This is a genomic window from Exiguobacterium sp. s59, assembly GCF_018617475.1.
GTDB classification, from domain to species: domain Bacteria; phylum Bacillota; class Bacilli; order Exiguobacteriales; family Exiguobacteriaceae; genus Exiguobacterium; species Exiguobacterium aestuarii.
Map to the genome: position 1 here is coordinate 194,134 of NZ_JACSKG010000005.1, position 19,154 is coordinate 213,287.

A 19,154-nucleotide genomic window follows, 5' to 3' on the forward strand; every position below is an offset into this window, starting at 1 on the left:
GAATTGAACTCCTTACGCGAATGTATAAATTCCGATACCGACGACCATCAAGACGAGTCCCATGACCTGTCCCGTATTCATCGGCTTCCGTTTGACACCAAACCAGCCGTTCAAATCGATGATAAAGGCTCCTACCAATTGTGCCACAAGCAGGACACAGATTGCCCACGTCACACCAAGTTGTTGAATCGCTGTCAGTTCGCCGAATACGACGAATACACCAAACAGTCCGCCTAAACTATAATACCAAGGGACACGTTTGAAGGCCGTCATGTCAGCATCTCGTTTGAACAAATAAATGACGAGCGCTAATAGAAGTCCGACGAAATGGACGATCGTGACAGACATCCATGCCCCTACTGCATCTCCTAGTTTGGCATTAAAAATCCCTTGTAACGCGATAAACGTGCCAGATAGTATGGCAAATATAACTCCCATGTCATTCCCCTCTCTCTTTGTCTGACTGTACAAAAAGAATGACAGCTTGAATAGGACATATGTCCAAAAATAAAAAGCAACTTCGAATGATCGAAGTTGCTTCATCATATTTATCCGAGCAATTTGACAAGTTCTTTCCCGACCGCTTCAGAAGACTGAGGGTTTTGACCTGTGACGAGTCGATCGTCCACTGCCACATTCACCGCCCAGTTGTCGGCTCCTTTGAACTGTCCGCCTTGATTGCGAAGTCCCGTCTCCAATAAGAACGGTACAGCTGAATCAAGTTGCATTTCTTTTTCTTCTGCATCCGTGAACCCTGTCACTTGTTTATCTTTGACGAGTGGTTCATTGTTACTAAGCTTCACATTGACCAATCCAATCGGTCCATGGCAAACCGCTCCAACAATGTTTCCACTTTCGTATACGTTGCGAATCACGCGCTGTAGCGTTTCATTTTCTGGGAAATCAACGACTGTCCCGTGACCACCAGGCAAGTAGATTGCGTCGTATGACTCGTCTGCGACTTGATCGAGACGCGCTGTGTCTTTGAGCAACTCGCGTGTATTTAAAATATCTTCTGACAAGCCATCCTCTAAACTATTCGCATCGATTGGCACGTCTCCACCTTCGATACTTGCGACCGTCACTTTGTACCCTTCTTTTTCAAACAACAAGTAAGGAACGGCAAACTCTTCAAGCCAAAGTCCCGTTGCATGGCCATTTGATAATTCATTCGCTGACGTTGTGACAATCAGTACATGTTTCGACATACTCAATTCCTCCTTCAATAATCAACATACGACACTATTGTTCCCGATTCATCATCCGTTAAACCTGATGAACTGTCTCGACATCATGAGGTGTTTCTATTTTTGACCTGGTGATTTATTCAGCCTACCTCTTTTGTATATCCTTCTATACTGAGGATGAATCGTCACTCTGAACAATGAAGGGGATATCTCGTATGACGAAACGAATGAATGACTGGGGGTTTCTCGCTGTTGTTGCCATCATCATCTTGTTGCTTGTGCTCGGTCAGTTGAAGATCTTCATGTAATCTTCACGGACATTCCTTCACAAACTGTAGTATGATGGCGTTGTAAGCACTTACAACAAACCCAATAGGAAAGGATGAATTTCACTATGTCAGAACGTATTTTCATCAGTCCGGCTAAGTATGTGCAAGGGAAACAAACGATTGATCGTATCGGAGAGTTCGTCGCTCATTTCGGTTCAAAAGCTTTACTCATCGCCGATGACGTCGTGTGGGATTTAATCGGTTCGCGTGTGACAACGTCGCTAGAGACGAGCAATCTTGAGTCGACGAAAGCAGATTTTGTCGGAGAGGCATCGAAACATGAGATTACTCGAATCGCCACAGACGCCAAAGAGAGCGGTACAGCATTTGTGATCGGTCTCGGTGGCGGTAAGACGCTCGATACGGCAAAGGCGGTTGCAGATGAATTGGATGCGCGCATCGTCATCGTACCGACGATTGCCTCGACAGACGCACCGACGAGCGCACTTTCAGTCATTTATACAGATGAAGGCAATTTCGAAAGCTATCGTTTTTATAAAAAGAATCCAGACCTCGTTTTAGTGGACACCGAGTTGATTGCACAGGCACCGCCACGTTTCCTTGCATCAGGCATTGCCGATGCTTTAGCGACGTGGGTTGAAGTGCGAAGCGTTCTTTCATTTAGAGGGAAAACGATGGCCGGTGGTGTCCCGACGCTTGCGGCGGAAGCGATTGCCGAACGGTGTGAAGAAGTGCTGTTCACGTACGGCATTCAGGCGTATGAAGCCGTCAAAGCAAAAGTCGTCACACCTGCGCTCGAAGCCATCGTTGAAGCCAACACCTTATTGAGCGGTCTCGGCTTTGAAAGTGGTGGCTTGGCTGCTGCCCACGCCATTCACAATGGATTCACCGCGTTAGAGGGGGACATCCACCATTTGACGCACGGTGAAAAAGTTGCATTTGGAACACTCGTGCAACTCGCACTCGAAGGACGTCCTCAAGAAGAATTCGAGCAGTACGTTGCCTTTTATATGGCACTTGATTTACCGGTCACACTCGAAGATATTAAATTGAAAGATGCATCTCGAGAAGATATCTTGAAAGTCGGAAAAGCCGCCACGGCAGAAGGTGAAACGATTCATAGCGGTTTTGATGTCACGCCTGAAGAAGTGGCGGATGCGATCATCGCGGCTGACCGGTATGCCCGTCTTTATCAAGAGCGTTTATGAAAATAGCGAGAGGAAGCTCACACGGCTTCTTCTCGCTGTTTTTTAGTCGGGAGAAACGAAAGGACAACTCCAATCCCCATGCAACTGACTGTCAGGAAAAAGAAAGTCAGTTGGTTCATATAGATGATATTCGTGAATTGGTTCCATCCTTCTGCGAAAGACTCGTTCGTAGATAAACGAATTCCTTCCCGAAGAGACGTCGCTTGCGATTGATTGGTCACCCAAGCAATCCCGGCCATGATGAGACTACCCAAACCTAATACGACTCTCCCGATTGGTCGCACGGATGCTGTGACTCGACGTGTCATCCGGATTGTAATCCAAATGAACAATAATAGAAACGGCCAGCCAATCAAGAGCACAATCCAGTATATATTCCCTTCACTCGGCGTTTCCGAATAAGGGGTCGTCATCACTTCACCAAGCTTAAAGATTCCAAACGCGATCAACGTCACGATAAACCATGCTTTTATTAACTTCTCCATCTCAACACCTCGTCCTTAGTATAGCAAAAACACCGTATGCGTCTGCATACAGTGTTTAGTCTTTCGGTCGGACGACGTAGTAAATCAAAATGACGAGCCACGTCCACACCCCTGTGAAAATCCCAATAATCCCGACGATGAAGAACCCAAGCGGAATCATCGATTTCGTTCGATTGTAGTCCTTCCACATATTCGATAGCCCTTTGATATTAAAGTATAAAAAGGCAAAGAACAGGACGAGCAACAACAGTGGTAATCCAAATAAGACTTCCATTCGCTCACTCCTTTCTACGATCTCATTCGTTATGTTTATTGTATCGGATTTGGTGTCTCGCTTCATCGGGCCCAAGCTGTATCCTCATCCGACCTAAGGATGGATAAAAGATGCTCAGTCCATCAAAAAAACGGGAAAAGGAACATCATCTAACCCAAGAGGAGGCGTTTTGCCATGAAGTCCCTGCGTATCTTGATCATTTGTCTGCTATTGTTTCAGACCTCGCCGGTGATGGCGGCATCATCGTCCCCACAACAAGGTTATACGATTAAAACAACCTACTTATATGGTCGCGCAATGCAAGCTTCTCCTGTGTTAAAGACGTTACGAACGAATATACCGGTCCGTTACACCACGTATAACCGGAGTTGGGCAAACGTTTATATCGGAAGTGCAAAGTACTTCACTCCGACCGCTAATTTGAAAGCCGGTATCCCTAAAATGCCTACGGCCGATCGGTTACGACTTGTCAATAAAACGTATGGACTCCCGTCCACTTATCGTTCCCCACAACTTGTGACCTTAACCGTCCCAACTGTCTATCAAAAAGGGAGTGAGCGTACACTGATGACAGCGGAAGCCGCTTATGCACTGGCGAAATTATATTATGCAGGTCGGAAACAAGGTCATACGTTGTACGCACTCAGCGCGTATCGCTCCTATTCGACCCAAAAATCACTATACACTTACTGGGTCAATACACGCGGAGTTTCATACGCTTCAAAATATGTCGCCCGTCCCGGTCATAGTGAGCATCAAACCGGGTTAGCCGTTGATATGACGAGTCAACGCATGCGACTAGGATTATATGCATCCTTTGACCAATCGCCTGAAGGAAAGTGGATGATCCAAAACGCACATCGTTACGGCTTCATCGTCCGTTATCCGAAAGGAAAAGAAAAGATCACCGGCTATAATTATGAACCATGGCATTTGCGCTATGTCGGGGTCAATGAAGCAACGATGATGAAGCAAAAGAATTGGGCGTTTGAAGAATGGTGGAACCAACGTTGAGTGAGCATCCTTTTTCAGGCATTTCTCCGTTCAAGTTATAATGGAGTCATCTTATTCGTATAGGGGGAAATGCGTGATGTGGATCGTGATGAACAAACTAGATGTTGAAAAAGGAAAGGTCGATGCGGTCAAAGCACGCTTCGAAACGACAAAAGGAATCGAAGCGATGGATGGCTTTGTCCGTATGCAAGTGTTAACAGATACGTCTGATGCGGCAATGGATCATGTGGTCATCATGACCACATGGCGTGATGCGGAAAGCTTTGAGAACTGGCGTGACAGCAATGCCTACAAACATGCCCATAAAAAACGGGATGACGGGACGTCCGAAGTGAAACCGATCGTCCTCGGCAACACCGTCACCCAATATGAGGTCGCCATTGAACATCTTGCCTCAACGGAGCGCGTTCAGTAAATCTTGAGGACGAATGATTCCAAGTAACGTTTCATCCGGGCTACCGGTATTCGTAATCAGGAGGGCGTCGTATCGTGCGCCCTCTTTCATTTGTGTGAAGCAATGTTGTGCCTCGATGACCGTAGCATCTTTTCGAATGAATCGATAACGATGCATATGTGGATCATGATGAAGCACATGCTTCACGCGGACTCCTTTGAGTGATAAGTTGGTCCCGTCGATTGTCTCGGCCAGCCAACTCGTCACTCCTTTTTTCGTCAGTAGACCACGCCACGAGCCATTGTCGTGATATACCGGAAACTGCGAGTAATTTTTATCGCGAATCTCGCGTAGCACCTCCGTCAAAAAGTCTTCTGACTGAAACGTCACCACGGATTTCGCAAACAACGGGATGACGAGACGGGGATGAAGTAGCTCCCGCTCCACCTCTAAAATCAATTCAACGAGCGACTCGTGTGGTTCCGCGATAATAAAATCAGGTTCTCGTCGCTCATGGACGATGGCATTTCGCAGTTGACTCATTTGATGCAAATCTTCTTTATAACGGTCGATGATTGGGTTTTGTTTCGCTAACCGATTCACCATGTTGCTAAAGCTGAAATGTTGTCCATCTCCCATCTCTCGACTCAAGTAGTCCTCGATTCGATGATAAGAGGCCAAAAATTCTTCAGCACGACTCATGTGACCACCCTCCTTAACGATACATGTATACCCTCTTTTTCATCGTTTGAGCAGGAAACCGTCCATTCATCCCGAATGACATAGAAATCATCTTGATTCTTAAGGAGGGCTGTCATGGCGACTTCGATTCAATCCACATCCCCATCTTCACAACAATCGACATTTCGTGCCGGCCTTCGGGCAGGTATTCCCGTTGCAATTGGATACATCCCGATTGCCATCGCCTTTGGGCTTTTAGCAAAATCGTTTGATCTTCCAAACGCCATCACGTTATCCATGTCGTTTTTCATCTTCGCGGGAGCGAGTCAGTTCATCACCGTGCAATTACTGATGACCGGTTCGATGTATTGGGAAATCATTCTGACCACGTTCATTCTAAACTCGCGACACTTTTTAATGTCCGCCTCGTTGTCACAACGAATCGAAACGACGTCTCGAAAACTATTAGCAACCATCGCCTTCGGAGTGACGGATGAAACGTTTAGTATCGCATCCACCCGAAAAGAGGCACGTTCTGGTCTGTTCGTCCTCGGATTAAATACAATTGCCTTTCTCGCTTGGAATATCGGTACATGGATTGGCGTCTTCCTAGCCTTCGGTCTTCCCGGCACGTTACAGGCGAGCATGGGCATTGCGCTATATGCGATGTTTATCGGGTTACTCGTCCCTTCATTGACGACTCGTCCCGTCTTCGTTGTCGCGAGTTTCGCCATCATGATTCAAGCGATACTTCATTGGGGTATCACACCGTTCTTTCCAATCTCAGACGGCATCCGAATCATCATCGCGACCGTTGTTGCAGCCGGAATCGGTGCTTTTGTATTTAAGGAGGAACAGGTCACATGATATCGTTGTTTCTGCTCGTCCTAGGGTTGGCTCTTGTCACGTACCTCCCTCGCGTCATTCCGCTACTGTGGTTAAAGGAATTGGCGTTACCGGCATATATGAAACGATTTCTCTCCTTCATCCCTTATGCGGTATTGGCCAGTTTGATCTTTCCGGGGGTCTTATCCTCCACAACCACTACGACGTCCGCCTTATTCGGAGGGGTGGTTGCTACGACGCTTGCGCTACTCCGCGTTAATCTCGTCGTTGTCGTCATAGGAGCCGTGTTCGGTGTTTACGCCTTCCAAACCTTATTGTAAAAGGAGTCGCACACGAGGTGCGGCTCCTTTTTCATGCAGAGATGGCTTGTCGACGAAGTCGTACAAAGATGTCTACGAATTCGGCGTCCCATTGTGTCCCACGACCGCTCTCTAAAATAGAGAGTGCCTTCTCAACCGGCATTCCCGATCGATAAGGTCGGTCTGATGTCATGGCATCATAAGCATCGGCAATGGCCATGATTCTCCCGAATAGAGGAATATCGACTTCACTTAGACGATCCGGATAACCCTTTCCATCGATTCGTTCATGATGGGATCGAACTCCGGCTAAAATGGGTTGAAGGGATGCCGGCAAATGGATTTGACTCAAAATATGAATGCCGATTGTCGGATGTTCCTGAATCTTTGAAAACTCTTCGTCTGTCAACTTCCCCTCTTTTAACAGGACATCGTCGCGAATTCCGATTTTCCCGATGTCATGAAGCAGTGCTGACTTATTGAGTAAATCGATTTGTTCTTTTGGCAAATCAAGGGCACGGGCAAGTTCCACCGAGTACATCGCTACACGTTCCGAATGACCTGCTGTATATGGGTCACGTGCATCGAGTGTTGCGGCAAACAAAATGAAGAGGCTATCTAGCAGTTGCGCATTCTCTTGTTCTCGAGCGTTCACCGTCTCAACCATTTGGTTGAAGCCACCGATCAATTGGGCGAACTCGTCTAAATAGGGATTTTCGATTTTTTGGAGTCGTCCCGACTCCATCTGTTCGATTCCCGATGTCAAAAGTCCAATCGGCCGTTTGATGTTGTCATAAAGTAAGAAACTACATAACACCGCAATCCCGACAATGATGACGAGAATCACGAACGCCCAGTTCCAATACGTATCGGTGCGTGTCGAGGTCGAAAGTTGAACGCTCGAAGCCAACATAAACAGCATAATCGGAAAGACACCTGTAATGAGCATGCTGATCAATAATTTCGTTCGGACACTAAACGATTGATATGTTGCATGGATAGGTTGATGAAAGAGCTCATAGTGCTTATCCTTCATATGCACAAGAAGCGGTTCCACTGACCGTACCGTTAAAAAATATTCAATCAATGCATGTAACACGGCAATCATGACAGCACCGATGGCGGCTAGCCCAATCAAACGATACGGTAAATCAATCCAATCATAATAAATACAAAGGGTCGTCAAAGCAATTGACGGGATGGATAATCCAAATAAATGCGGACCTAGAATCCGCTGTACCGTTAAAATCGGGAATCGACTCGCTTGCTCGAACGCTGACGTCAATTCATCAATTGTCGGTGTGTCGGTCGCAAAAAACTGTCGAATCGGTCGAATGTGACGGCGGTATAAGAAAAGTTCGGATGTGATCATGATAATCCCTGAGCCTAGCATGATGGTCAATAGCAACAACACCTCACGAACCGACAAATCAAGCGTCTGAAAAATAAAGACTCCACCCACTCCAAAAACGGCTAATCCTGATCCGATGATATAGTTGATTACGAGTGTTCGTTGAAATCGTTCAAACATTCCCCTCACCTCTGTCTCTCTTTTCTTTACCTATCGACCAGATTCCTTTATAAGTTGAACACAAAAAACGGATCTCCGCATGGGAGATCCGTGAAAGATTCAATTAAGGACGCAACGGACCATCATTGTCATCAAGTGAACGATTGTCTTGATCCGGGGTGATATTTTCGTGGAACGGATTTGGTTCCGGTCCGTCAACGTGATCTCCCGTTGAATCATGAACGTCTCGCTTCATCTCTTGCTTCGATTGTTCCGCTTCGTGCTTCGACTGCTCAACACCTTGTTTTGCTTGATGCTTCGCAGCTTCCGCTTCACGACTCATCTGTTCTTTTTCTTGCTCGAGCCCTTCTTTTGACACTTCTGTCTCATCAATACGTTGCTCCGCTTTTTTCAAATAGCGTGCCGCCGTCTCGCGACCACCAAGACCGAAGGCAAGTCCGAAGGCGAGAGCCACGGCTCCGAGAATGAGAAGGAATGCCGTATTGACAATCATTGGCGCGATGCCAAGTTGACTGATTGCCATGAAGAAGACGAGACCGAGAATCGCGTATTTCGCTACGTAACGAAGTGCGCTCGGTTGTCCTGCTCCATCGACAAGGACACTTCCGACCAAACGCTCTGCCATATTAGCCAACCAGAAGCCGACCGCCAAGATGATGAGTGCTGCAATCACCATTGGCAAGTAAGCGAAGATTGCCGTTGCGAGAGATGCCATGAACTCGAGATTCGCGACCTGAAGTGCCTCAGATACGAAGAGTAAAATCACGATTACTTGGACAATGACACCGACCACTTGGGCGATTGACATCGAAGATGCGCGTTCCCCGAAGCCCATTTTTTGAGCCAGTGAATTGACGCCAAGGTTTTCAAGGAGCGATACGACAACACCTTTCAACCATCTTGCGACAAACACACCGACGAGGACGAGAACGATTGCAACAAGGATGTCCGGAATCATGACAAGGACATCGTTCAGCATCGCAATCGCTGGTTCCGAGATACCTCGAATATCAAGCGCTTCAAGTGCTGAGATTGTGACCGGAATCATGATGAAGATGAACACGATTGTACCGATCGCTTTCGCAAGACTCGATCCTTTTACATAGTCAGAAAGATGGAAACGTTCTGCCAATCGATCTAAACCTGCTGCCTCGAGGAACTTCGTCAAAATATCGCGGACGATCTTCGCGACGACATAACCGATTGCGAAGATGAGGGCTGCTGCGACAAGCTTCGGAATGAATCCAAGGAAACTGTTTAACAAGTCCTCGAATGGTCCGCTGACCCCACGAAGTCCAAGGGCGTCAAGTACAGCCGGTAATGCAAGTAAGAGGACGAGATAGAAGACGATATTCGCGACCGTATCGACCCATTTCGTTTGGTTGACACTTGTCGATTCTTGTCCTGTCTTTTCCATCAACTTGCTCAAATTCAAGCGATGTCCCGCCATTTGAATCCCTTTTTTCAAAAGAGTAGCGATGACCCAAGCAACGAGTAAAATCAAACCGGCTTTAATGACACCAATAATCAATCCAGAGAATCCTTCATAAATCTGACTGAACGGCTCTGTGATTGCAGGAACGTTCATAAATTCAAAGATGATCAGGAATGCGAGAAGTAAGACTCCAAAGAACACCACTTTTGCAATAATGCGTTCAGGCGTCCACTTATCTCCTTTTTCCCCCTCTTTTTTAATACCGGCCCGCTCATCGAGTCGTGCCTTCTTCAATGCTTTTCGTGTCACGTTTTCCAATACTTTCGCCAAGATATAACCGACTACGAGAATAACAATTGCCAGCAAAAGCTCTGGTAGCCATGACATGAACGAATTGAAGTTATACGTCGTATTGTTCATTGAATCTTCCTCCTTTTTTTATGAAATGATTGCTTTTCCTTAACAGTGCTCCTTCTTTAAATACCTATATTTCAAAATCATCAAACATCATGCACATAACAACTCGTTTACATGACTATTACGATTTATCGGAATTGGGTACGTTAGTTAAGAGAGAACTCGTGTCAAATCACTCGAGATATGATACGAATAACATGAGAAGTCATTTTAGGAGGAATTCGAATGAACATCGCTTTAGTGGCTCACGACAAAAAGAAAGACGATTTGATTGTCCTCATTAAAACGTATGCACATATTCTAGAAAAACATCAATTATTCGCAACGGGTACGACAGGTAAACGGATTGCGGAAGCGACTGGGTTACCGGTGCATTGTTTCCGCTCAGGACCGCTTGGAGGGGACCAAGAAATTGGAGCTGCCGTCGCACGCGGAGAGATGGATATGATCATCTTCTTCCGAGATCCATTGACTGCCCAACCTCACGAACCAGATGTGAGCGCATTGATGCGTCTGTGTGACGTTTATTCCATCCCCCTTTCAACAAACATGGGCGGAAGTGAGATTTTGATTCGAAGCATCGAACAAGGTGATTTTGAGTCGCTCAAACTTTCTCATAATGACGAACCACCTGCGTGACCATGACAAACCAAGAAAGGAGAGGAATCTCCCTGGAACCGAATATGATTCACGACCCGAACGTCCAACAGTTTTTTAACGAAGTGCGAAAGCGCCTGATTGAACTAGTTGGAAATGAGGCGGAAGCGGACCGCCTCTTGCTGGCACTCGCCGGCTACATCCGCCATGCGGAGAAAAGTGGACAGTCGTTAGACGGCCTCTTAAACCAAGATCCGCACGAGTATGCTCGTTTCCTCATTGAACAACCAGAAACAAATGAAGAATATCGACGTCGTTACCACGTTTTGATCGAGGCCTCGGATGAATTAAAACCTCATGAAAAAGCTCAGGCGAATCGAGATTTCGATTGGGCCGTCAATCAACTGGATGAAGCGAAACTCTCATTAAAAGAGATTGAAGTACGAGACCTTGCATTCCTCGCCTATACAAAAATCGAAGCACTCAAATCGTCACGTGCGATTTGGAACCGATTTGGCTGGTTGCTCGGTATGATTTTGGCATTTTCCTACGCCAACTTACTGCTCGTCATCGACGATGTATTTAGCGGACGGTTATTCACTGCCCCAATGTCGACTTATCCGGTAGATTATTTAGCCTTCCTGTTACCCGTCCTCGTGACTGGTGCCATCTTTGGTGTATTGACCCGCTTTCGGCACCACATCCAAACGCTCGGAAGACGAATCGCATTTGCTCTACTCATTGTAGTCGTCTACGTTACATCCATCTTTTTGATTCAACCGCTTTTAATGATGCTCGGTTGGTCGTTTGTCATTCAATTGACTCCACTGTATGCTCTCATTCTCTTGGCAATCAGCGGCTTTATGGCCATCTGGACGTTGATTGAATTCGTCTGGAAGAGCACACGTTGTTCACTCGGTGACGACACGCTCATGCTTTACTACTAACCACGCCACTCCTTTAAGGAGATGGCGTTTTTTGTTTCGATTTTGGACAGAACGGAAATTACTCCTATTGTGACGCTAATTGAAGAGTGACAAAATCTAAGGGGGTATTCGATGTCAGAACGTAAAATGATTGGTCTGTTTCAGACGGAACAAGAAGTCATGCATAAAGTAGATGAATTAAGGGCTGCAGGGGAAGCCGAGAAAAATATGCATGTCGTCGCCAAACGAGATGGGGAAATCTCTGCTTTACGTGACCATACGGATGTAAATGCCGAGGCTGGGGTTCGAGATGTGAATTTGCTCGATCGCGTCAAAGCATTCCTACATGGAAGTGACCGTATCCGTGACGAGCTGCGCAACATGGGCCTTAGCGATGCAGAGGCGGAGCAATACTATGACGCCATCGATGAAGGTCAGATTTTACTCTATGTCGATCGCCATTCGTACGACCGCTATCCGAATATGTATAAAAAAGATAGCGAACTCGATCATGACAAAGGGGAAGAGGCAGATGGAATCGCGTTTGACGCGAAACCATTCAACGACCATGACGAGGAACCAAAAGGTACAAAGGATGACCCGATTGTTCGCGGACATTCAGGTTTAGAAGACCATCGACGACTATAAGGAGGAGTTACTATGAACGAGAAACGATTCATCAGTATGCACGACACACAAGATGCGGCGCTTGGAAAAATTGAAGAGTTACGCGCAAAAGGGTACGAGGACTCACACATTTACGTCGTCACGAAGCATGAAGACAACATATCGATTTTGAGACGGGACACAGACGTTCATACGGAAGCTGCACATCATACAAGTTGGTTCGATAAGGTCCGATCCTTCTTAAGCGGACATGAAGATGTTCATGCCGGTTTACGAAATATGGGACTTAGCGAAGATGAAGTGAAACGTCACTATGACGATGTCGAGGCCGGTAAAATTCTCGTTTACGTCGATGAAGATTTTGAACGTCGTCATCAGGACGGGGTGACGGTTGACGCGAAACCGTATCAAGACGCATCATCCACTCATCTCGGTAGTCATACAGACGACGGATTAGAGATCGATTCGAAACCTTATCATGAAGCCCAGACGGTCGATCCAAGTCACCCGGTGGACCCAGAACAAGATAAATTAGACGAAGAAACGAAGAAACCTGACCGAGAAGAAAAACTACGTGGTCTCGATGATCGTGCTTACCGAAATGACGTCGAAGACCCAGACAACATTCGACGTTTTTAATTATAAGAAGAGCCTGACGCGTCCGCGTCAGGCTCTATTTACGTCAATCGATTCTTCGGTTCTTTTCCTTCCAGCACGTTCACGATCGCGTCTCGGTTCAACGCCATCATCGCGAGACGCGTTCGAATCGAGGCACTCCCGATATGCGGCAGTGTCGTCACGTTCGGAAGCGTCAATAGCGGATGATCGAGATTGACCGGTTCTTTCGTGAACACGTCGAGTCCCGCTCCCCAGATTTTCTTTGCCTTGAGTGCCTCATACAACGCCTGTTCATCGATGATCTCTCCACGAGCCACATTGATAAAAATCGACGTTTCTTTCATCTTGGCAAACTCCTCAGCTCCGAGCATGCCTCGAGTCTCATCCGTGAGCGGAGCGAGAACGACGACGAAATCAGATTGCGTCAACAGTTCATCGATTTCCGCATACGTGAAGCCGTACATCGACTCCGACTCATGACGACGCGTCCGGTTGTGATACAGCACCTCCATATCAAACCCTCGTGCCCGTCGTGCGACCGCCTCACCAATCCGTCCCATGCCGATAATGCCGAGCTTCGCTTGATAAAGGTCCATCCCGACATACCCCATCGGTAGCCAAGACTTCCACTCGCCAGCACGTAAATCACGCTCTGCCTCACCGAGACGCCGTGCCGTCATCATCATGAGTCCAAACGTCAAGTCCGCTGTCGTTTCGGTCAAGACGTCCGGAGTATTCGTCACGATGACTCCCTTCTCTTTCGCTGCGTTCAAGTCGATGTTGTTATAGCCGACAGCCAAGTTGGAAACGACCTCCAAATTCGTTGCACGTTCAAATACCTCGCGGTCAATCGTGTCACTGAGCATCGTCCACAGTGCATGTGCACTTGCCACCTCTTCTAGAAGAACCTCACGTGGGACACTCTCACCCTCATGTTCCCACATCCGTACGTCATAATGGTCACGAAGTGGCGCGACTGCTTCTTCCGGCAAACGCCGCGTAATATAGATTCGTTTTTTCATCTTTCTCCCCCTCTCTACACTTACTTGTAGTCTAACAAAAGGGAGCCGTTAAGATGGTTGATCCGACTTCGGAGTTTGTTTCAGGAACTTTTCAAACAAGGAGCCGAACTCTTGATTCAACAACTGCTCGATTGTTTTTGAGGAGTCCATCGCATTTCGATAAGCAATTTCGTTGATGGCGAGTCCTATCGCCCACGTGATCCCCGAGGCGACAGTTGCATTAATGACACCAGCTGCGGCGTTCGCTCCAGGGAAGAATTTCATTACGTTCAATAGTAGCGTCTTCGATAGCGTACGACCGATTTGTGGGATGATCGTGCTTCCAATGAGTGTCTTCAGTAAATCGTCACTCGCCTTCACACCCCAATAACGGAACAGGTGGACGCTCATCGTCACTTGAATCGGTGTCAATGCCACGGCATCTGCGAATGGAAGTGGCACTGCCGCAGCAGTCCCCGCACTCGCCACATAGCCTGAGATGATTCGATTCGCTTTCTTCCGTTTCAACTTGAGCATCGCTTCACTCTCTGCCTGAATTTCCATCAAGAGTCCTTCCTGTAATGAAGTGTCTAACTGTTCGACCGACCACACAATCAACCGTTCCCAATCGACATACTGTCGTAACGTCTCATCATTCAATATTTCTGGGGAAATGCTGACTTGGAAGACGGATTCCTCTGATACGACCTCATCTAGTTCACTTCGTAGCGCCGTCAGTTCATCCAAATCGACTTGGTCGATTTGTGTAAATAAGACAGCCACAGCAGTCGAGTCACGTAGACGACGAATGAGCGTCTTGTCGAGCGGCGTGACACGTTTTGTCGCAGCGTTGATCGTGTACCATACAAGATGGATTCGATTCGTTGCCTCTTGTCGCTTTGCGTTCTCCACAAAACCGATGACTTCTTCCTCATAATGTTGCTGCCGTGCGCTGCCAATTTCATATCCTTCACTATCAAACAACGTGACCGCAATATCCTCACTTTTATATTGGTGAATTCCTCGAGTGACTGGCTCCCCCGCCGCCACCTTCGTCAAATCACGACCGAACACATGGTTCACGACCGAACTTTTCCCAGCCCCGGTCGCTCCTGCGATGAGGATGTTTGGTTTCTTCACATTGCCACGAAGGCGATCGAGCTCTGCTTTTAAATCATATTCTTTAAAATCAAACCGCTTTGTCGATTCCATTCTCGTTTCCCCCTTTATGAGTTGAGCGTTTGACCAAGTTGACGCATCTCTCGCTCAAAGCCACGTCGAATCTCTTCTTCAATCGTTTGTTTCACGGATGCATATTGTTGATCGATGGCCTTTTTGATGCCTCGTTCTGCCGTTCGGCGCTTGAATGCCCAGTAGATGAAGTGCACCCCAGGAATCATTCCAAGAACCATCTTTCGGACTGTTTTCCCGAACGAATAGTCAAATCCGAGCTCGACTCGTCTCGTTCTAAACAGATGATCGGCTTGCTCACCGACCAGAGGATACCGCTGCATGAGTTGGATATAGTGACGCACCCCTTCTGCCATCGCGTCTTCCGTCGTCACGGCCGCCTGTTCGAGCGTTTTCTCTAAATCCTTTTCAATATTCCGGGCTTTCCAACTGATCATCGCTTGCGGAGTCAGCATGCGGATTTTTTCCGCTGACGTGATACTTCGAATGCGCCAATCTTCCAATTCTTCTATGAGATGATTCGTCAGATTGATGGGAAGTTTTCGTTCAATGTCTTTCCACAAGTTCGTTCGATTCCGTTTCCACACCTCTTCGTACCCTCTCACCGGGACACGTTTCCCCGTCAGTAACTTCTTTTCGACACTGTTGACACGGATGATGTCTCCTTCTTCAATCGGAAGTTCGCGTAACAGCACCCGCTCCATCGCTTCCGCCTTCTGTACACTCATCGGGTCTTCCTCATTGAAGTTGGTCAGGATGAGGGTGACGTTGCTCCCCCGTTCATATAACGGCTTTAAAATCGCCTCGAGCTCGTATGCCTCGACACGTCCTGATTGCACGGACAACAAATAATAGATGGTGTGAAACCACTCTGCGATATCGAGGGCACCTTCGCGCTGATGAACAATGGATAGGATCGCTTGATGCCATTCTTCGGAACGGCCTGCTTCAAGCCCCCACGTATCAAAGAAACGAAATAAGATGCCTCGCTCTAAATCGTAATACTCGTATTCATGAAGCCCTTCTGCGGTGACCGGACTTCCGGCACGCGATTCGGCGACGTCATGACCGTATATATAATTGATGAACGCACTCTTTCCGACACCGGTCTTCCCGGCAATCAAAATATTCGAGACGAGCCCTGTCCGATCCATATGCTTCCTCCCCCATTCGTTGTATAGTTCAATTATACCGAACGGACCGATTTCAAACGTCCATCGAAAGGATGATTCTCATGCTTCACCATGTTGAACTGTACGTATCCAACCTTGATGACAGTGTGCGTGCCTGGGAATGGCTCCTCTGTGACCAACTGGCGTACACACTTTACCAATCGTGGCCAGAAGGTCGGAGCTATCGTTACGGAGATACATATCTCGTTTTCGTCCAGACAGAGGAAGATCACCTTTCTCCGCCCTATCATCGAAAAAAGACTGGTCTGAATCATTTGGCGTTTCATGCCTCATCACTCGAGCAATTAGAAGAAATTCGACAACAGCTCACATCACACGGGTTTCGCGAATTGTATGCGGACCGTTTCCCTCACGCAGGTGGTCCGAACTATACAGCACTGTTTTTTGAAGACCCGGACCGTATCAAAGTTGAACTCGTGGCAACGATGTGAACGGTTTCTTGATAACTTCTTGAAAGTTTGTGAAAACAATTGCAAACTTTATGTCAACCTCCTAGACTGAAAGGGTCTAAAGGAGGTCTTTTTATGGAAAAGCAAGTCGTCGACTATATGGAAGAAGCCGCATTTAAAAAATCATCCTTGCTTCAGCAATCATTTTCGCAATACATGCTACGCTCAATCATCGCAGGGTTTTTGATTGGAATCGGAGTCGTCTTCTCGTTCACGGTCGGAAACATGTTCATCGATGTGCCCGGCACGATGCTCATCGCCGGCGCGAGCTTCTCGGTCGCACTCGTCTTCATCGTGTGGATGGGTGGAGAACTCTTTACGAGTAACACCATGTATCTCTATACCGGTGCAAAACGAGGTCGTGTCGCTTGGCTAGACTTAGCAAAAATATGGGGACTCAGTTGGGTCGGTAACTTGATTGGTGCCATCATCCTGGCCTTGCTCGTCATCGGTGCCCATAGTATGGGGGAAGTGACAAGTGAGCACTTACTCGCCGTCGTCGCAACGAAAAAAATCGGTGGAGATGCCCTCGCGATTTTTCTGAAAGGGATCTTATGCAACGTGCTCGTCTGTTTGGCCATCTTCATGCCGCTCAAAACGAACAATGACGTCGCGAAGATTATGCTGACGATGATTCCAGTCGTCGTATTTTTTGCCGCCGGGTTCGAGCACTCGATTGCGAACATGGGCGTTTTTGCCCTTGCGCTCCACTATGTACCGTCGGACCTCATCACCTTCAGCGGTGCCCTTTACAATTTGTTCTTCGCCACACTCGGTAATATTGTCGGTGGTGCGTTGTTCGTTGCGGGGAGTTACTTATATTTGAACAAATCGGAGACGGAGCAAGCCGTCAAACCGATTCGCCAACGTGCATAAAAAGACAGGGACCCCGATTCGCAGGGTCCCTGTTTGTTTCATTTCACGAATTATGATTTTGAAGAGTCAGCAGCGGCTGCTTGAACAGAACCTTGTGCCACTTCGTCTTCTTCCACGTCCCAGCACTCTGTGTTCTCGATACCGAGCTTACGAGCAGAGAAGCGTGGGTTGAGACCTTGAGCACGTTGCTCTTCGTAGTCTTTGAGGACTTTGAAGGCAACACCACCGAGCAATGTGATGGCCGCGATGTTGATCAATGTCATCCCTGCCATGAAGAGGTCAGCGAGGCTCCAAACGAATCCGAGGCTAGCGACCGCTCCGATGAAAACGAATGCCATTGTTGCAAGACGGAATCCGAGGACTGCACCTTTGCTCTTCTTGATGAATTCGATGTTCGTTTCACCGTAGTAGTAGCTTCCTGCGATCGAGCTGAACGCGAACAAGAAGACGCTGACAGCGATGAATGCTGGAGCAAGCGCTCCGATTTGTTCAGTCAAAGCGTTTTGAAGAAGGACAATCCCTTCACCGTTCCCTGAAGCGTAGCTATCTGAGAGAAGGATGATTGCTGCAGTTGCCGTACAAACGATCAATGTATCCAAGAATACACCGAGTGCTTGAAGGAAACCTTGTTTCGCTGGGTGCGATACTTCAGCAGCAGCTGCTGCGTTTGGTGCAGAACCCATACCAGCTTCGTTCGAGAAGAGTCCACGACGAACACCCATTGAGATCGCAGCACCGATTGAACCACCGACCGCTTCGTCTAAGCCGAATGCGCTTTGGAAGATCATCGCGAAGACAGCTGGAAGTTCAGCGAAGTTTACAACGACAACGTAAAGTGCGATTGCAAGGTAGAGAACAGCCATGACAGGTACGACGATTGCCGAGAAGTTCGCGACACGTTGTACACCACCAAAGATGACGAGACCTGTAAGGACGACTAAGACTGCTCCACCGATGACTGCATCGACACCGAACGCGTTATCGAATGCTGCAGCGATCGTGTTCGATTGAACTGAGTTGAAGATCAAACCGAATGTGACGGCGATGAGAACCGCGAATACGATTCCGAGCGCACGGTTGTTCAAACCTTTTTCAATGTAGTAAGCCGGACCACCGCGGTACGCGACATCGTCTTTCACTTTGTATACTTGAGCCAATGTACTTTCAATCATCGCTGTCGCTCCACCGAGAAGGGCGACAATCCACATCCAGAAGACCGCTCCTGGTCCACCGAGTGTGACCGCTACCGTAACCCCTGCAAGGTTACCCGTACCGATACGAGTAGCTGCACCGATGAAGAATGATTTCATTGGTGTGATACTCTTTCCATCTTTTGATGGTGTTACGTCCGATTTATCTGTAATCGTCCGGAACATTTCTTTTAAGTAACGGAACTGCATAAATCGTGTTTTGACTGTGAAGTAGATCCCGGCTCCGACGAGCACGGCGATCAATACGTACGACCATAAGATGTTGTTCAAAAAGTCGACGCTTCCTTGTAACATACCTTGAATCGCTTCCATGAATAAGTTCCTCCCTGTTGTGTGAATCTGAAGTTGAGAATTTTTTATGATGTCTTAGTTCTGAATTATACAAAGATTCTGACAATTAGCAA

The 19,154-nt window shown here is 47.4% G+C and carries 22 protein-coding genes; 11 read left to right on the top strand and 11 right to left on the bottom strand.

Translation table 11 applies throughout. The features are described 5' to 3' along the window. Nucleotides 1-12: 12 nt before the first annotated feature. Nucleotides 13-438: a DMT family transporter gene (locus KNO91_RS11450; RefSeq protein WP_214795956.1), complete on the bottom strand. Its 426-nt coding sequence runs from the start codon at nucleotides 436-438 to the stop codon at nucleotides 13-15. 110 nt (nucleotides 439-548) lie between these two features. Beyond that, entirely contained in the window at nucleotides 549-1,208 is a 660-nt protein-coding gene (locus KNO91_RS11455) for a type 1 glutamine amidotransferase domain-containing protein (RefSeq protein WP_214795954.1), read from the bottom strand. A 373-nt stretch (nucleotides 1,209-1,581) separates the two neighbouring features. On the opposite strand from KNO91_RS11455, the gene KNO91_RS11460 reads away from it, so the two are divergent. After that, nucleotides 1,582-2,685: a glycerol dehydrogenase gene (locus KNO91_RS11460; RefSeq protein WP_214795952.1), complete on the top strand. Its 1,104-nt coding sequence runs from the start codon at nucleotides 1,582-1,584 to the stop codon at nucleotides 2,683-2,685. Between the two features lie 17 nt (nucleotides 2,686-2,702). Here KNO91_RS11460 and KNO91_RS11465 read toward each other — a convergent pair whose 3' ends face one another. Next, nucleotides 2,703-3,170, bottom strand: a complete 468-nt coding sequence (locus KNO91_RS11465; RefSeq protein WP_214818035.1) for a hypothetical protein — start codon at nucleotides 3,168-3,170, stop codon at nucleotides 2,703-2,705. 55 nt (nucleotides 3,171-3,225) lie between these two features. Continuing rightward, nucleotides 3,226-3,444: a hypothetical protein gene (locus tag KNO91_RS11470; protein WP_074036747.1), complete on the bottom strand. Its 219-nt coding sequence runs from the start codon at nucleotides 3,442-3,444 to the stop codon at nucleotides 3,226-3,228. A gap of 174 nt (nucleotides 3,445-3,618) precedes the next feature. On the opposite strand from KNO91_RS11470, the gene KNO91_RS11475 reads away from it, so the two are divergent. Together KNO91_RS11475 and KNO91_RS11480 are read left to right on the top strand one after the other, a co-directional pair. Continuing rightward, nucleotides 3,619-4,458: a M15 family metallopeptidase gene (locus KNO91_RS11475; RefSeq protein WP_214818036.1), complete on the top strand. Its 840-nt coding sequence runs from the start codon at nucleotides 3,619-3,621 to the stop codon at nucleotides 4,456-4,458. Nucleotides 4,459-4,534: 76 nt separating this feature from the next. Further along, nucleotides 4,535-4,873, top strand: coding sequence for an antibiotic biosynthesis monooxygenase (locus KNO91_RS11480; protein WP_214795946.1), 339 nt, complete (start codon nucleotides 4,535-4,537; stop codon nucleotides 4,871-4,873). On the opposite strand, the gene KNO91_RS11485 is transcribed toward KNO91_RS11480, so the two are convergent. Continuing rightward, nucleotides 4,853-5,554 carry a CBS domain-containing protein gene (locus KNO91_RS11485; protein ID WP_214790131.1) on the bottom strand — a complete coding sequence of 234 codons (702 nt, stop codon included), beginning with the start codon at nucleotides 5,552-5,554 and terminating at the stop codon, nucleotides 4,853-4,855. The two genes, KNO91_RS11480 and KNO91_RS11485, sit on opposite strands and share 21 nt — an antisense overlap. A gap of 114 nt (nucleotides 5,555-5,668) precedes the next feature. Between KNO91_RS11485 and KNO91_RS11490 the strand changes: the two genes are divergently transcribed. Together KNO91_RS11490 and KNO91_RS11495 are read left to right on the top strand one after the other, a co-directional pair. Next, nucleotides 5,669-6,400 carry an AzlC family ABC transporter permease gene (locus KNO91_RS11490; protein ID WP_214795942.1) on the top strand — a complete coding sequence of 244 codons (732 nt, stop codon included), beginning with the start codon at nucleotides 5,669-5,671 and terminating at the stop codon, nucleotides 6,398-6,400. After that, nucleotides 6,397-6,699, top strand: a complete 303-nt coding sequence (locus KNO91_RS11495; RefSeq protein WP_214795940.1) for an AzlD domain-containing protein — start codon at nucleotides 6,397-6,399, stop codon at nucleotides 6,697-6,699. Before KNO91_RS11490 ends, KNO91_RS11495 begins: the two co-directional genes overlap by 4 nt. A 31-nt stretch (nucleotides 6,700-6,730) precedes the next feature. On the opposite strand, the gene KNO91_RS11500 is transcribed toward KNO91_RS11495, so the two are convergent. Together KNO91_RS11500 and KNO91_RS11505 are read right to left on the bottom strand one after the other, a co-directional pair. Further along, complete coding sequence (locus KNO91_RS11500) at nucleotides 6,731-8,209, bottom strand: HD domain-containing phosphohydrolase (protein WP_214818037.1); 1,479 nt, start codon at nucleotides 8,207-8,209, stop codon at nucleotides 6,731-6,733. 103 nt (nucleotides 8,210-8,312) lie between these two features. Continuing rightward, on the bottom strand, nucleotides 8,313-10,064 hold the full coding sequence (locus KNO91_RS11505) for a mechanosensitive ion channel (RefSeq protein WP_214818039.1): 1,752 nt from the start codon (nucleotides 10,062-10,064) through the stop codon (nucleotides 8,313-8,315). 222 nt (nucleotides 10,065-10,286) lie between these two features. Here KNO91_RS11505 and KNO91_RS11510 point away from each other — a divergent pair, with 222 nt between their 5' ends. From KNO91_RS11510 to KNO91_RS11525, 4 genes are all read left to right on the top strand, one after another. After that, entirely contained in the window at nucleotides 10,287-10,700 is a 414-nt protein-coding gene (locus KNO91_RS11510; RefSeq protein WP_026824646.1) for a methylglyoxal synthase, read from the top strand. 2 nt (nucleotides 10,701-10,702) lie between these two features. Continuing rightward, the gene (locus KNO91_RS11515) at nucleotides 10,703-11,605 is read left to right on the top strand and encodes a hypothetical protein (protein ID WP_251126185.1); all 903 of its coding nucleotides are present in this window, start codon (nucleotides 10,703-10,705) and stop codon (nucleotides 11,603-11,605) included. A 111-nt stretch (nucleotides 11,606-11,716) separates the two neighbouring features. Continuing rightward, nucleotides 11,717-12,232: a YflT domain-containing protein gene (locus KNO91_RS11520; RefSeq protein ID WP_214790115.1), complete on the top strand. Its 516-nt coding sequence runs from the start codon at nucleotides 11,717-11,719 to the stop codon at nucleotides 12,230-12,232. 12 nt (nucleotides 12,233-12,244) lie between these two features. Beyond that, nucleotides 12,245-12,850 carry a YflT domain-containing protein gene (locus tag KNO91_RS11525; RefSeq protein ID WP_214818040.1) on the top strand — a complete coding sequence of 202 codons (606 nt, stop codon included), beginning with the start codon at nucleotides 12,245-12,247 and terminating at the stop codon, nucleotides 12,848-12,850. A gap of 38 nt (nucleotides 12,851-12,888) precedes the next feature. Here KNO91_RS11525 and KNO91_RS11530 read toward each other — a convergent pair whose 3' ends face one another. Genes KNO91_RS11530 through KNO91_RS11540 form a run of 3 tightly spaced genes read right to left on the bottom strand, consistent with a single transcriptional unit; the run spans nucleotide 12,889 to nucleotide 16,175 of the window. Next, the gene (locus tag KNO91_RS11530) at nucleotides 12,889-13,851 is read right to left on the bottom strand and encodes a 2-hydroxyacid dehydrogenase (protein WP_214818041.1); all 963 of its coding nucleotides are present in this window, start codon (nucleotides 13,849-13,851) and stop codon (nucleotides 12,889-12,891) included. 48 nt (nucleotides 13,852-13,899) lie between these two features. Then, nucleotides 13,900-15,042: a YcjF family protein gene (locus KNO91_RS11535; protein WP_214818043.1), complete on the bottom strand. Its 1,143-nt coding sequence runs from the start codon at nucleotides 15,040-15,042 to the stop codon at nucleotides 13,900-13,902. Between the two features lie 14 nt (nucleotides 15,043-15,056). Continuing rightward, nucleotides 15,057-16,175 (bottom strand): GTPase, encoded by a 1,119-nt coding sequence (locus KNO91_RS11540; RefSeq protein WP_214818045.1) that lies wholly within the window; start codon nucleotides 16,173-16,175, stop codon nucleotides 15,057-15,059. Nucleotides 16,176-16,255: 80 nt separating this feature from the next. Here KNO91_RS11540 and KNO91_RS11545 point away from each other — a divergent pair, with 80 nt between their 5' ends. Both KNO91_RS11545 and KNO91_RS11550 read left to right on the top strand, forming a co-directional pair. Further along, nucleotides 16,256-16,645 carry a VOC family protein gene (locus KNO91_RS11545; protein ID WP_214790105.1) on the top strand — a complete coding sequence of 130 codons (390 nt, stop codon included), beginning with the start codon at nucleotides 16,256-16,258 and terminating at the stop codon, nucleotides 16,643-16,645. A 93-nt stretch (nucleotides 16,646-16,738) separates the two neighbouring features. Further along, nucleotides 16,739-17,539 carry a formate/nitrite transporter family protein gene (locus KNO91_RS11550; RefSeq protein ID WP_214790103.1) on the top strand — a complete coding sequence of 267 codons (801 nt, stop codon included), beginning with the start codon at nucleotides 16,739-16,741 and terminating at the stop codon, nucleotides 17,537-17,539. A gap of 50 nt (nucleotides 17,540-17,589) precedes the next feature. Here KNO91_RS11550 and KNO91_RS11555 read toward each other — a convergent pair whose 3' ends face one another. After that, nucleotides 17,590-19,062: an alanine/glycine:cation symporter family protein gene (locus KNO91_RS11555; protein WP_214790101.1), complete on the bottom strand. Its 1,473-nt coding sequence runs from the start codon at nucleotides 19,060-19,062 to the stop codon at nucleotides 17,590-17,592. Between the last annotated feature and the right edge of the window lie 92 nt (nucleotides 19,063-19,154).